At 71.1% G+C, this 13,239-nt stretch carries 10 protein-coding genes; 2 read left to right on the plus strand and 8 right to left on the minus strand.

Annotated elements, in window-relative coordinates; translation table 11 throughout:
* Nucleotides 1-151 precede the first annotated feature (151 nt).
* The 4 genes from AB0M26_RS11605 to guaA all read right to left on the minus strand — a co-directional run bounded on the left by AB0M26_RS11605 (nucleotide 152) and on the right by guaA (nucleotide 4,707).
* A complete protein-coding gene (locus AB0M26_RS11605; protein WP_365258325.1) occupies nucleotides 152-1,387 on the minus strand; it encodes a hypothetical protein in 1,236 nt (411 codons plus the stop codon).
* Nucleotides 1,388-1,464: 77 nt separating this feature from the next.
* Nucleotides 1,465-2,262: a class II aldolase/adducin family protein gene (locus AB0M26_RS11610; RefSeq protein WP_365258328.1), complete on the minus strand. Its 798-nt coding sequence runs from the start codon at nucleotides 2,260-2,262 to the stop codon at nucleotides 1,465-1,467.
* Between the two features lie 141 nt (nucleotides 2,263-2,403).
* Nucleotides 2,404-3,000, minus strand: coding sequence for a Uma2 family endonuclease (locus AB0M26_RS11615; RefSeq protein ID WP_365258331.1), 597 nt, complete (start codon nucleotides 2,998-3,000; stop codon nucleotides 2,404-2,406).
* 102 nt (nucleotides 3,001-3,102) lie between these two features.
* Nucleotides 3,103-4,707 carry a glutamine-hydrolyzing GMP synthase gene (gene guaA, locus AB0M26_RS11620; RefSeq protein ID WP_365258334.1) on the minus strand — a complete coding sequence of 535 codons (1,605 nt, stop codon included), beginning with the start codon at nucleotides 4,705-4,707 and terminating at the stop codon, nucleotides 3,103-3,105.
* Between the two features lie 350 nt (nucleotides 4,708-5,057).
* Between guaA and AB0M26_RS11625 the strand changes: the two genes are divergently transcribed.
* Both AB0M26_RS11625 and AB0M26_RS11630 read left to right on the plus strand, forming a co-directional pair.
* The gene (locus AB0M26_RS11625; RefSeq protein WP_365258337.1) at nucleotides 5,058-5,363 is read left to right on the plus strand and encodes a chorismate mutase; all 306 of its coding nucleotides are present in this window, start codon (nucleotides 5,058-5,060) and stop codon (nucleotides 5,361-5,363) included.
* 585 nt (nucleotides 5,364-5,948) lie between these two features.
* Entirely contained in the window at nucleotides 5,949-6,929 is a 981-nt protein-coding gene (locus AB0M26_RS11630) for an LPXTG cell wall anchor domain-containing protein (protein WP_365258340.1), read from the plus strand.
* A 151-nt stretch (nucleotides 6,930-7,080) separates the two neighbouring features.
* Here the strand turns inward: AB0M26_RS11630 and AB0M26_RS11635 are convergent, their stop codons facing one another.
* The 4 genes from AB0M26_RS11635 to AB0M26_RS11650 all read right to left on the minus strand — a co-directional run bounded on the left by AB0M26_RS11635 (nucleotide 7,081) and on the right by AB0M26_RS11650 (nucleotide 13,165).
* Complete coding sequence (locus AB0M26_RS11635) at nucleotides 7,081-8,871, minus strand: GMC family oxidoreductase (protein WP_365258342.1); 1,791 nt, start codon at nucleotides 8,869-8,871, stop codon at nucleotides 7,081-7,083.
* Nucleotides 8,872-8,976: 105 nt separating this feature from the next.
* Complete coding sequence (locus tag AB0M26_RS11640) at nucleotides 8,977-10,593, minus strand: succinic semialdehyde dehydrogenase (RefSeq protein ID WP_365258345.1); 1,617 nt, start codon at nucleotides 10,591-10,593, stop codon at nucleotides 8,977-8,979.
* A gap of 246 nt (nucleotides 10,594-10,839) precedes the next feature.
* A complete protein-coding gene (locus AB0M26_RS11645) occupies nucleotides 10,840-12,471 on the minus strand; it encodes a protein kinase (RefSeq protein ID WP_365258348.1) in 1,632 nt (543 codons plus the stop codon).
* A gap of 352 nt (nucleotides 12,472-12,823) precedes the next feature.
* Complete coding sequence (locus AB0M26_RS11650; protein ID WP_365258351.1) at nucleotides 12,824-13,165, minus strand: hypothetical protein; 342 nt, start codon at nucleotides 13,163-13,165, stop codon at nucleotides 12,824-12,826.
* Nucleotides 13,166-13,239: the final 74 nt, after the last annotated feature.

Genomic DNA, 13,239 nt, shown 5'->3' on the forward strand with positions numbered 1-13,239 from the left:
GCGGCGGGGCGGTGCCACGAGGTCGGCCGTTCGGGGGCGCAGTCCGCGAATCGGCCGTTCGGGGTCAACAACCCACGGCCGGCGCGTTCGGGGCCGGCAATCCGCGAATTCGGCCCTCGGAGCCGGCCGTCAGGGGTCTCCGCGACCGAGGTCAGCCGTCCGCGACATCGATCCGGCAGCGGTTGGACTCCGCGCCCGTGGCCGTGACCACCTGGACCTCCACGCGGCCCGGCTCGACCTCCGCCGGTACGGGCACGGTGAGCGTCAGATCCGTCGGATTGCCGAAGCCGCCCGCCACGGGCACGAGTGGCACATGCACATGAACGGTCCCGATGCGTACGACCATTCGGGCGAGGGCCTCCGCCGTGTCCGCGCCCGGCGGCACGAAGCCGCTGCCGCGGATCTCGATGTCGTCCCCCGCCCTGATGGGACCGTCGAGGTCGCCCGCCTCCCGGGCCCGCACGACCGACAGCACGATGGGCCGCCCGCCGTCCGTCAGCTTTGCGGCGAGATAGGCGAGGGCGGAGACGAAGGCGAGGGCGACGAGCCCCAACGGCAGATCCGGCAGCCGCTGCGGATCCCGTACGAGAGCCACGGCCGCGAACACCGCCACACCGGCGGCCACCGCCGCGTACTGCACGTCCGCGAGGCTGCCGCGGCCGGCGTCGTCCGTGAGCACATCGGCGGCGCGCGGCCGGGACGCCGCCACTTTCTGGAGCCGCTGGGTCCGCACCCGCAGGGTCACGACCACCCGCGCCGCCACCGCCACCACGAAGGCCAGCGCGACGACGGCCAGCAGACCGGCACTGCGGCCGATCCGCAGTCCGTCGAGCAGCCGGGCCCGGTCGTCCGTCACGGCCAGGGCGGCGGCGACGACGAGCACCGAGACGACGGAGACCAGCGTCCACAACGCGGCGACCGTACGGGAGGTGGACAGCCGGTTGTCCTCGCCGACCAGGGGCCCGGCCAGCGCACCGCGCCCGTGGCGCAGCCAGGCGCGGCCCTCCGCGCGCCCCAGCTCGGCGGCGGTACGGGCGGAACGCGTCAGCTCGTCCGAGACCCACTGGCGGGAGGCGCCGGTGGAGTGCGCGAGCGCTCCGGGAACGCCGCGGCCCGCGGCCAGTTCCTCGCGCTTGGCCACGAACGCGGCCACGGCGCGACGGTGGCCTTCGCGGGCACAGTCGGGGCATGCGCCGCAGGTGCAGTCGCTCCCGTGCCGATGGGCGGCCGTGCGCCCGCTCCCCTTGCGGTCCTTCGCCGTGGCGGCCGGTGCCGTGGCGGACGTCTCCGTGGGCGGGCGGCCGCCGCTGCCGCCGGGGGCGTCGGTGGCACCCGTGGCGCCGGAACCGCCTCCCGGCTCACCGTCTCTCGCCGAGTCCACGGCCATGGGACAACACCTCTCTCGCTGCACGCGCCGCAATGCCCGTGTGATGAGAGGGAATTGTGCCGCATTCGTCCGGGCTGTCAGGGCAGGGGATCCGCGACGCCATGGGTGATCCGCTGCCACAGAACCTGGTAGTTGATCCAGGCCACGAGATCGTTTCCGAGCTGTTCGCGGGTCTGCAGGGCGTTGTGGTGGTCGATGAGAACCGGCGTCCCGGCTGCCTTCGCCGTCAGCTGCACCTGGCAGGACCGCTCCATGGTAATGAACCACCACGCGGCCGCGTCCACGGAGTCCCCGACCGTGAGGAGACCGTGATTGCGCAGGATGACGGCCTTGTGCGGACCGAGGGCCGCGGCGATCCGCCGCGCCTCTCCCGCGTCCACGATGACGCCGGTGTATTCGTCGAAGAGCGCGTGATCCTCGTAGAAGGCGCACACGTCCTGCGTGATCGGTTCGAGCAACTCGCCCAGTGCGGCCTGCGCGCGCCCGTACGTGGAGTGGGCGTGTGCGACGGCCACGACGTCCGGCCGGGCCCGGTGCACGGACGAGTGAATGGCGAACGCCGCCTGGTTGACGTGGTGGTGCCCTTCGACAACCTGTCCGTCCTCATCGGCAAGGACCAGATCCCCGACGGTGACATGGTCGAAGGACATACCGAAAGGGTTGACCCAGAAATGATCGGCGAACTCCGGGTCCCGCACGGTGACATGGCCCGCGACGCCCTCTTCGTAGCCGAGGTGCCCGAGGATCCGGAGCGCGACCGCGAGCCGTTCCTTGCGGTGCTGCCGCTCCTCGGCGGGCGAGTCGAAGGTCGGCGGCATCGCGAGGTGCAGCTGCTCGGTGGGGATGGGCCGGGGTGTCCGACCGGGCTCGGGCATCGGCGCTCCTCATGACTCCGTGGTTCCGGAGCGGAAGCTACCGCCGCGTATCCACGGAGAACAGAGCCGTGCGGCACCCTCTCTGAACCGGCACGATCCGATCCCCCGGCCTGCCCACCTTCATGCCGGACCGGCGAACGATCACATGCGGTCGATCTCGGTGAGGTCGATGTCGATCTCGAAGGGGTCGGAGAGCTTGAGGCACTCGGAGTGGACACCGGTGGAGCGGTAGATCCGCGCCTGCGGGTCGAGTTCGAAGGTGTGGACCACGGCCCGCTCATCGGTCCCGGCCATGTCGACGCGCCAGAAGTGCGGGATCCCGGCACCGGCGTACTTGTGGGGCTTGGTGTCGTAGTCACGCGCCTCGGAGTCCGGCGAGACCACCTCGACGGCCAGCGTCACGTCCGCGACACGGAAGTACGTCTGATCGCGGCGCTGTACGGCCTCGGCCCGGACGACGGAGACGTCCGGCTCGGGTCCGTTGCGCTTGTCGATCTCCACGGTCATCTCGCGCCGCACCTTCCAATCGGACGGCGCTGTCCGGCGCAGCCCGCTCACGAGAAGGTCGATCACCACGCTGTGGAAATCCCGTTGCGGACTCACGAAGACCAGGCTCCCGTCGATCAGTTCGGTGTGCGGCGGGAGATCGGGCAGGGTGAACAGGTCGTCCACGGTGTAGCCGTCTCGCGGCGGCACCGGCCAGCGGTGCGCGGGCGCAGCGGTCATGAGTGCTCCCATGGACGTGAGTCTGGTCCGTACGCTCAGGCTACCCAGGACGAACAGCGACGCCGCCACTCGAAAGAATGAGCGACGGCGTCGGTGTTGTCCCGTAGCGGGAGGTCACTCCCACTCGATGGTGCCCGGCGGCTTGCTCGTCACGTCGAGGACGACGCGGTTGACCCCGTCGACCTCATTGGTGATCCGCGTCGAGATCTTGGCCAGCACCTCGTACGGGAGGCGTGACCAGTCGGCCGTCATCGCGTCCTCGGACGAGACCGGGCGCAGCACGATCGGGTGGCCGTACGTGCGGCCGTCGCCCTGGACGCCGACCGAGCGGACGTCCGCGAGCAGCACCACCGGGCACTGCCAGATCTCGCGGTCCAGCCCGGCCGCGGTCAGCTCCTCGCGGGCGATGGCATCGGCCTCGCGCAGCAGGTCCAGACGCTCCTTGGTGACCTCGCCGACGATGCGGATGCCGAGACCGGGGCCGGGGAACGGCTGGCGCTGGACGATCTCCTCCGGCAGGCCGAGCTCCTGGCCGGCCATCCGGACCTCGTCCTTGAACAGCCGGCGCAGCGGCTCGACGAGTCCGAACTGAAGGTCCTCGGGAAGGCCGCCGACGTTGTGGTGCGACTTGATGTTCGCGGTGCCGGTGCCCCCGCCGGACTCGACGACGTCGGGGTAGAGGGTGCCCTGGACGAGGAACTCGACCTGCTCGCCCTGCGCGCCCGCCTCGGCGACGATCTCGCTCGCGGCCTGCTCGAAGACCCGGATGAACTCCCGGCCGATGATCTTCCGCTTCTGCTCGGGGTCGGAGACGCCCCGGAGCGCGTCGAGGAACCGGGCCTCGGCGTCGACGACCTTGAGCTGAACGCCCGTCGCGGCCACGAAGTCCTTCTCGACCTGCTCGGACTCGCCCTTGCGCATCAGGCCGTGGTCGACGTACACGCAGGTGAGCTGGTCCCCGATCGCCTTCTGGACGAGGGCGGCGGCCACCGCGGAGTCCACGCCGCCGGACAGTCCGCAGATCGCGCGCTTGGAGCCGACCTGCGCGCGGATCGCGGCAACCGACTCCTCGACCACGCTCTGCGTCGTCCAGTCCGGCTGCAGACCTGCGCCGCGGTAGAGGAAGTGCTCCAGAAGCTGCTGGCCGTGCGTGGAGTGCATGACCTCTGGGTGGTACTGGACGCCGTAGAGCCTTCGCTCGTCGTCCTCGATGGCGGCGACGGGAGCGCCGTCGGTGGTGGCGGTGACCGCGAAGCCCTCGGGCGCGGCCGAGCAGGCGTCGCCGTGCGACATCCACACGGACTGCTCGCCCGGGGTGCCTTCGAAGAGCGTCGAGCCCTGGCGTGAGACGGTCAGCGGCGTACGGCCGTACTCACGCCCGCCGGTGTTGTCGACCGTGCCGCCGAGGGCTAGCGCCATGGCCTGAAAGCCGTAGCAGATGCCGAAGACGGGCACTCCGGCCTCGAAGATCTCCGGTCCCAGGTGCGGGGCGCCCTCGGCGTAGACCGACGCGGGGCCTCCGGAGAGGATGATCGCCTTGGGCTTCTTGGCGAGCATCTCCGGCACGGACATGGTGTGCGGGACGATTTCGCTGTAGACCCGGGCCTCGCGGACGCGACGGGCGATGAGCTGTGCGTACTGCGCGCCGAAGTCGACGACCAGGACGGAGTCCGGAGTGTGGTCGGCGTCGGGAGCGGCGGGCGGGGTCGCTGATGGCACTTCGGCGGCCTTCCGGCGGTGAAACGGGGGTGTGTCCCTCGATTCTACCGGGGGTGCCTGACCGCTCCGCCGCCCCTCCCCCGCGCCCGCGGACGGCTCGGGCGTCTCATCATCCGGGCCCCGATTGGCCCGGGGAGACCGCTCACGCCATACTGCTCCGCATGTCTCGGCGCACGACGTTCGTCTTTACCTATGGCACCCGGCCCGTCCGGCTGCCATGGTCGTGCCGCTTGAGCCACTGACAAGCGACTTCCCAGGCGCCCCGGGCCGACAGGCCCGGGGCGCCTCTCGTGTGCCGGGCCCGTGACCGTCGGCCCGTGGCCGCCGCCCCGACCACAGGAGACACGGACATGAGCATCCCCACCGCCGACCGCGCCGCGGGCGCTGCCGACACCGGTGCCCGTACCGAAGAGGCGGCCGCCGGGATCACCGGCGCCCGCGTACGGATCGACGACCTGGACGGAAGGATCATCGGCCTCATCCAGGAACGGATGGCCGTCTCGGCGGTCATCCAGCGGACCAGAACCGCCTCCGGCTGCCGCCGGGTCAGCCTCTCCCGCGAGATGGAGATCCTCACCCACTACAGGGACCAGCTCGGCAAGCCGGGGACGGCGCTGGCCATGACGCTGCTGGAGCTGTGCCGGGGGCGGGCGTAGCGGGCCGCCCTGCGCCGCCTCGTACGGTCATGGGCCGTCACCCGTACGGCCCGTGACCGACTCCGGAATCGCTTCGTTGGTCCCGGTGTCCGTGCCAGCCAGGGGCGGTCGCAGAATTCCACGCGTGGCTCCGCCCTCGTTCGATCGGGCGCCCCTCAGCAACAGGGCGGAATCGCTGGAGCGCGTGACGCGGTGCGCGTCGTGGGACCCGCGCTCCGGTGCGTGACCGGTCAGCAGGGGACAGCAGTCCGGTCACGGCCCATGAAGACGGCCGGTTCCCGGGACGCCGGGACCGGCCGTCTCCTCTCCCCCCTTCGCAGTCCCTCTCCTCGTCCCTCGCAGATTCCCTCTCCCCTTCGCCGTTTCCTCGCCTCCTCCTTCACCGCTTTTCTCTCCTCCCCCTTCACCCATTCATGTCACGCCAGTGACACAGGTCACGCGCGACCCTCTTCATGCGTCGCACAACCTTTCGCACCCCCGACGGGTCTCGTATCTGCAAACGCACGGCCATACCGCGCTCCCCCACCGCGACGGCCTCCAGATGCTGTGCTGCGCTCGCAGCACCTCGGACCCTGAAGAGGTCTCATGAAGATCCGCCGCGCCTTGGCGACCGCTGCCGCGACGGCTGTCATCGTCCCCACCGCCCTGCTCGCCGCGCCCGCCGCGTACGCGACCGACGACCCCTCCGCGTCCCCGACCGCGGACGACACCGCGACGCCCGATCCCGCGGAGAGCGAGAGCACCCCGGCCGGTGACCCGTCGGAGAGCGAGAGCGACCCGGTGACCGAGCCGTCGGAGAGCGAGTCCTCCCCGGCGTCCAGCCCCTCCGCCCCCGCCTCCTCGGGCTCCGCCTCCACCTCCCCCGAGCCGACCCCGTCGGCGACGGACGAGCCCGAGGACGAGTGCAGGGCGGCCGACTTCACCGCGCGCCTGCGGGGCTTCCCCGGCAAGGTGGTCGCGGGCTCGGGGTGGAAGGAGTTCACGCTCCACCTGGACAACAGCGGGGGCGACGACCTGGAGAGCGTCGTGATCGGCGCCTCCGTCGTCTACAAGGACGACCTGGCGAGCGACGGGGCGTCCGACACGATGTCGAAGTTCGCCGAACTCCAGTACTTCGACGGGGAGAAGTGGTCCAGCGACCTCTCCGACGGCGGTTCGATCGGCGGCTGGCTGGACGTCGACGCCGGCGAGAAGCTCTCGCTGAAGCTGCGTCTGAGCATCGGTGCCAAGGCCCCGGCCGGTTCGGCCGTCGGCATCGCCTTCGGTGTCTACACCGACGAGGACGACTGCTACCTCGACGAGAGCTGGTACGAGTTCGAGGTGCTGGCCGCCGGCACCGTCGAGCCCGGTGACGTGAACGACGCCGAGCCCCAGGGTGGCAGGAACCCGGTCGACGTGAAGCCGACCGGTGACGTGAAGAAGATCGAGGGCGCCCTGGCCGAGACCGGTTCGTCGTCCGCCCTGCCGGCTGTCGCCGCGCTTGGCGGTACCGCGATGGTCGTGGGCGCCGGGGCCTTCATCATCGTCCGCCGCCGCAGGGCCGCGGGCGGCGCGGCGCTCTCCTGACCGGATTCCCGTACGGGATCCCGTACGGGGAAGAAGGGGCCGCACGGAAAGTGCGGCCCCTTCTTCATGTGGCCCGTATTCGTCATCGGACGACCTCGCCTGCCGGTTGCTGCGTGTTGGGACAGGGCGCGCTGGGTCAGGACGAGTTGGGTCAGGACGACTTCTTCGGCACCACGGGCACAGGCAGGACCGGCAGCTTCAGTGCGCCGAAGGCGTTCTCCGGCACCACCGGGACCTTGGGCGGAACCGCCGTCAGCCGGGTGTACGCCACGCCCTGCTCCGGACGTGCGTCCACCTCGCCCTTGTTGGGCCACAGCGACATCGCGCGCTCGGCCTGCGCCGTGATCGTCAGCGACGGGTTGACGCCCAGGTTCGCGGAGACCGCCGAACCGTCGACGACATGGATGCCGGGGTATCCGTACAGCCGGTGGTACGGGTCGATGACGCCGTGGTCGGCGTCCTCGCCGATCGGGCAGCCGCCGAGGAAGTGGGCGGTGAGCGGAGTGCCCATCAGCTCACCGACGTTGCTGCCCGGGTAGCCGTTGATCTCCTCGGCCAGGATGCTCGCGGCCTTCGTGGCCTCGGGGATCTGGTTGGGGTTGGGCGCACCATGGCCCTGTCGTGCGGTCAGCAGCCCCTTGCCGATCCCCTTCTCTTTCCGGTACGTGGTCAGCGAGTTGTCCAAGGTCTGCATGACCAGCCCGATGATGGTGCGCTCGGACCAACGGCGGTTGGACAGCATCCGAACGGTCAGCAACGGGTGGCGGGCGCAGTTCGCCAGCCACGCCAGGACGCGCGGCGCCCGGCTGCCGTACGGGACCTGGAGGACGGACATCGCGCCCATCGCGTTCGAGCCCTTGCCGTAACGGACCGGCTCGATGTGGGTGTTGTCGTCGGGGTGGATCGATGAGGTGATCGCCACGCCGCGCGTGAAGTCGACGCGCTCCTGGCCGCCGTGCTTCCTGCGGTAGCGGCGGCTGTCGGTCATCGCGCCCACCAGGGCCTCGGAGTTGGTCCGGGTCAGATGCCCGAGCTTCTCCGAGATCCGGGGCAGCAGGCCCTTGTCGCGCATGGTGTGCAGCAGCGTCTGCGTGCCGTAGGTGCCGGCGGCGACGACGACCTGCTGGGCGCGGAGCGTCACCGGCTTCGCCGAGCGCTTCTTGTCGGTCGGCACCGTGGACACCAGGTAGCCGCCCGCGCCGTCCTCGGCTATGGCGGTCACGGTCGTCATCGGGTGGACGACTGCCCCGGCTTTCTGGGCGAGGTGGAGGTAGTTCTCGTTCAGCGTGTTCTTCGCGCCGTGGCGGCAGCCGGTCATGCACTCGCCGCACTCGGTGCAGGCACGCCGGGAGGGCCCCGCGCCGCCGAAGAACGGGTCCGCGACCTCCTCGCCCGGCTTCGCCTTCGCCGTGCCGTCGCCGTCCTTGCCGTCACCGAAGAAGACGCCGACGGGGGCCAGATGGAAGCTGTCACCGACGCCCATGCGCTCGGCCGTCGCCTTGAGATGGACGTCGGAAGGGGTGACGGTGGGGTTGAGCCGCACGCCGAGCATGCGCTGGGCCTGGTCGTAGAAGGGCTTCAGCTCCTCGTGCCAGTCGGTGATGTGCCCCCACTGCTGGTCCTCGAAGAACGCCTTGGGCGGTACGTAGAGGGTGTTGGCGTAGTTGAGCGAGCCGCCGCCGACCCCGGCGCCCGCGAGGATCATGACGTTGTTGAGCAGGTGGATGCGCTGGATGCCGTAGAGGCCGAGCGGTGGTGCCCAGAGGAAGTTCTTCACGTCCCAGGAGTTCTTGGGCAGGGTGTCCCTGGTCCACTTCCGGCCCGCTTCCAGGACGCCGACCTTGTAGCCCTTCTCGCTCAGGCGCAGGGCGGACACCGACCCGCCGAAACCTGAACCGACGACGATGACGTCGTAGTCGTGGGAAGACTCGTCCCGTGACACTTGTACCTCCGTAGAGCGTGCTGGTCGGCGCCGTGTGGGGGCAGCGCTCTGGATCTCGGTTCGGCGGGGCGGGGTTGTCCGGCCGGCTGCGGCCGGGGTCGGGGGTCAGCGCAGCCGGAACACCTTCATGGCCCTCAGGGCCCGGCTCATGAACTGCGTGTACTGGGCGTCGTCCATGCCGAACGACGGGGCGAGCGGCATGACCCGCTGGTGCGCGACGGTCTGGGCCTCCGTGTACTTGAGGATGCCCTCGGAGCCGTGGCGGCGGCCGAGGCCGGAGTCACCCATGCCGCCCATCGGGGCCTGCACGCTGCCGTATGCGGCGGCGTAGGACTCGTTGACGTTGACGGTGCCGGAGCGCAGCCGCGCAGCCACGGCCCGGCCGCGGCGCCCGTCCTTGGTCCAGACGCTGGCGTTGAGACCGTACGGGGTGGCGTTGGCGAGCGCGATGGCGTCGTCCTCGTCGGTGAAGCGGTAGATCGAGACGAGCGGGCCGAAGGTCTCCTCCGCGCACACGGCCATGGGAGCCTCGACGCCGTCGAGGATGGTCGGCTCGTAGAAGAGCGGGCCCACGTCGGGGCGGTGGCGGCCGCCCGCGACGACCTTGGCGCCCTTCTCGACGGCCTCCTCGACATGCCGGGTGATCGTCTCGAGCTGGCGGTCCGAGACCAGCGACCCCATGTCGGCGCCGTAGGCGAGGGCCGAGCCGAGGCGCAGCGCCCGGGTGCGGGCGGCGAACCGCTCGACGAAGGCGTCGGCGACCGACTCGTGGACGTAGAGCCGCTCGATGGAGATGCAGAGCTGACCGGCGGAGGAGAAGCAGCCCCTGATCGCGCCCGCCGCCGCCTTCTCGATGTCGGCGTCGTGCAGGACCAGCATGGCGTTCTTTCCACCGAGTTCCAGAGAGCAGCCCACCAGCCGGGCGGCCGCGCCCTGGGCGACCTCGCGGCCCGTACGCGTCGATCCGGTGAAGGAGACGTAGTCGGCGTGCTGGACGACGGCGGGGCCGATGACCGGGCCCTCGCCGAGTACGACCTGCCACACCCCTGCCGGGAGCCCGGCCTCGATCATCTGCTCGCGGGCCCACAGAGCGGTGAGCGAGGTCTCGGTGTCGGGCTTCATGACGACCGCGTTGCCGGCGGCGAAGGCGGGCAGCGCATCTCCGACGGACAGCTCGAACGGATAGTTCCAGGGCGCGATCTGGCCCACGACACCGCGCGGCTGGCGGAGCTCGGTCGCCTTGGTGAGCACCGGCACGGCACCGGTGTGCCGCTTGGGCCGCAGGTACGCCGGGGCCCTGCGCCCGTAGTGGCGGGAGGCGCTGGCGACCGCCTGCACCTCCTCATGGGCGTGCAGGCGGGCCTTGCCGGTCTCCAGCTGGATGAGGTCGAGGACCTCGGTCTGGCGCGCGAGTACCAGGTCGTGGAAGCGGAGCAGGACGGCGGCGCGTTGCCGGGCGGGCGTGGCGGCCCAGCTCTTCTGGGCCTCGCGGGCCCGCGCGAACGCGGTGGCCACGTCCTCGGGCGTGGACTCGGGCAGGTCCGCCAGCTTCTCCCCGGTGAAGGGCGTGTGGTTGGCGGTGCTGCCGGAGCCGACGACGCCGCGCGTGAGCCGGGCGACCAGCTCGGGCGTGACCACGTCGGCGGCTCTACGGGTGCCCTCGGGGGCGGTGAAGACCGGGTTGCCCGTGGCGTGCGCTGCGGTGTCCTGCGTGTCCGTCATGCGGCAGAGAGTATGCCGGGACGCACGCTTTGGGTACCCGTCGGTAACTCGTTTTCACCGGTCGTCCACAATCGCGCCAGTGATGACTGGCAGGAGTCCGAAAAGCCCTGAATGCCTGATTGGTTTGCCGCATTCTCGCAAAGGCCCCTGACCGCCCTGGCGACCCTCCGAAAGCGGCCGCGGCCGAACCCTGGGCGCGAGGCCGAGTCTTCACCCGGCTTCGTATGCAGCACCGTGACCCTGCCCTCAGGACTCGGGCCTGCCCACCTCGATCGTCTCGACGGCGGTGTCGAAGTGCCGCCGCGCGGTGGCGCGTTCGCCTACGGGGGCCGAGATCCACAGGTCGTACATCTTCCCGCCCTCCTCCCAGCTCAGGTCGAACGTCTGCCGCGGTCCGCCGTCGGCGGCGGTGCCGTTCCACGTGAACTCCCAGAGGGCGGCCCGGTGTCCGTCGTGCGTGGTCGCCGTGACGCGCGCGTCCCGGTACCCCTCGTACCGCTTCGGCCCCTCGGCGTGCGCGTCCCGCATCACCGCCAGTGGTCCTCCGGGCTCCTTGCCCTGGACGTGGATGCCGATCCGGAAGACCTTGTCACGGTCGCTGTAGAAGATGCGCGGCGACTCGACGGACCGCGTGAAACCGCCCGGCACTGCGAGGGAGAATCCGGCGGGATCGGAAGCCCGGCGGTAGCCGCGCGGTACCGGGTTCTCCCCCGGGTCCGGAGTACGCGTGGCGGTGCGCGTCGAGGTGACAGTCACCGTCGGGGATGCCGTGGGACTCTCCGGGGACGAGTGCGCGGTGGGCGGCCGGGTCGCCGTCGACCCGCCGGGCGGCCTGGCGTCGTCGGTGCTGTCCAGCAGGATCGCCACCGCCGCCACCCCAGCGCTCACCGCCGACGCGAGCAGCAGCAGGGCCGCAACGGCCGTACGCGCGCGGGCCGGTGATGACGAGGACCGCCGCTTCCACGACGACCACCGCAGAAATGCCGGCGCGCCCTCGGCGAAGCGCTGGGCTAACCCGTGTCCGCGCGGCGCCTCCGGCATACGGCCCGTCCGCAGGTACTCCTCCAGCAGGAGCTCGGCGCCCTCCGCGTCCAGCCGCCGGTCGGGGTCGCGCTCCAGCAGGCCCCGTACGAGGGGCAGCAGGGGGCGGGCCGACTCGGGCGGATGGATGTCGTCCGTCACGACCGCGTGCAGCACGCCGCCCAGCGAGTCCCGGTGAAAGGGGGACGTGCCGTTGATCGCGGTGCACAGCAGGGCGCCGAGCGACCACAGGTCCGACTCGGGGCCCGTACGGCCGTCGGACATCCGCTCCGGAGCGGTGTATTCGGGCGTGCCGACGAAGGAGCCGGTCTCGGTGATGGTGGTGCCGCCGGTGATCTGCGCAATCCCGAAGTCGGACAGCACCACGCGCCCCGTGGACGCCTCCATCAGGACGTTCGCGGGCTTGAGGTCGCGATGGAGCACACCGTGGGCGTGCGCGGCGCGGAGAGCGCCGAGCAGTTCCCGGCCGATCCGCGCGGCCTCACGCGGCGGCACGGGCCCTTCGGCGGCCAACTGGTCGGACAGGGAACGGCCGTCGATGAGTTCCATCACGATCCACGGCCGGTCGTCCTGCTCGACGACGTCGTGTACGACGATCACGCCGGGGTGCGCGAGCTGCGCGACCGTGCGGGCCTCCAGGAAGGTCCGCTCCCGCCGGCTTCGGGCCTCGGCCTCCGGAAGCCCCTCCTCCACACGGAGTTCCTTGACCGCGACCTCGCGGCCGAGGACTTCGTCAGTGGCCCGCCACACGGTCCCCATACCGCCACGCCCCAGGCGCGCGCCCAGCCGATACCGCCCGGCGATGAGGCGGTCACCCTCGCCCCGGAAGCTCCCCATGGTCACATCCTGCCCCACAGGCCCCCGGGCCGGGACAGCGCCTCGGGCATGTGGGTGATCACGGGTTGAACGGTGCGGCGGATCCGTGCAGTTCCGCACGCCCCCAGCCGTACGGAGGCGGCGCCTGCGGGGCGACTGCCGAACGCGGGTCGAACGGACGCGGGTCGAACGGAGGCGGCTTGTGCGGAGTCACTGCCGAACTCGAGGCGTACGAACGCGAGGTGTTCGCAAGCGAGGCGTGAGCAGCGTGCGGACACCAGGCGTGCGGACACAAGGCGTGCGGACACAAGGCGTGCGGACACAAGGCGTGCGGACACAAGGCGTAGGGCCGGGTGCGCCGGCCCGTACGCGGTCAGCCACGCCGTACGGCCGCATGCGCACCGGTCCGGCCGCGGGTCAGCCGCCGGCCAGGGTGAGCGGGGAGGATGCCGGGCTGCGGCCATCGGTACACGCGCCTGAACCGGTCCATGCCGATGGCGAGTTCGACGTGCAGCTCGGTCACGCCGTCGGCATAGCGATGGCGGGCCCGGATGACGCCGAACCGCCACTTCCCGTCGGCCCGGATCCACGCGGCGGGCTCGTATCCCGGTGCGTACACATCGGTGCGCACCTCCTCCCCGCCCGGTTCCGTACGGCCCGGGACTTCGGTGGCCTCGCACGACGGCTCGTGTGTCGGACGCTCCCAGTAGTACATGAGTTCGATTCTAGGTGTACGGCGGTGCTCTTGTCCGCGAAAGACACGCGGGGAACGGCGGGTGCGGTTGCGAG

It is taken from the genome of Streptomyces sp. NPDC051776 (assembly GCF_040681345.1).
Lineage (GTDB): Bacteria > Actinomycetota > Actinomycetes > Streptomycetales > Streptomycetaceae > Streptomyces.

Bases quoted from the DNA above. Each gene is read 5' to 3' on its own strand.
- AB0M26_RS11605 (WP_365258325.1), bottom strand. From the start codon at position 1,387: ATGGCCGTGGACTCGGCGAGAGACGGTGAGCCGGGAGGCGGTTCCGGC.
- AB0M26_RS11610 (WP_365258328.1), bottom strand. From the start codon at position 2,262: ATGCCCGAGCCCGGTCGGACACCCCGGCCCATCCCCACCGAGCAGCTG.
- AB0M26_RS11615 (WP_365258331.1), bottom strand. From the start codon at position 3,000: ATGGGAGCACTCATGACCGCTGCGCCCGCGCACCGCTGGCCGGTGCCG.
- AB0M26_RS11625 (WP_365258337.1), top strand. From the start codon at position 5,058: ATGAGCATCCCCACCGCCGACCGCGCCGCGGGCGCTGCCGACACCGGT.
- AB0M26_RS11630 (WP_365258340.1), top strand. From the start codon at position 5,949: ATGAAGATCCGCCGCGCCTTGGCGACCGCTGCCGCGACGGCTGTCATC.
- AB0M26_RS11640 (WP_365258345.1), bottom strand. From the start codon at position 10,593: ATGACGGACACGCAGGACACCGCAGCGCACGCCACGGGCAACCCGGTC.
- AB0M26_RS11645 (WP_365258348.1), bottom strand. From the start codon at position 12,471: ATGGGGAGCTTCCGGGGCGAGGGTGACCGCCTCATCGCCGGGCGGTAT.
- AB0M26_RS11650 (WP_365258351.1), bottom strand. From the start codon at position 13,165: ATGTACTACTGGGAGCGTCCGACACACGAGCCGTCGTGCGAGGCCACC.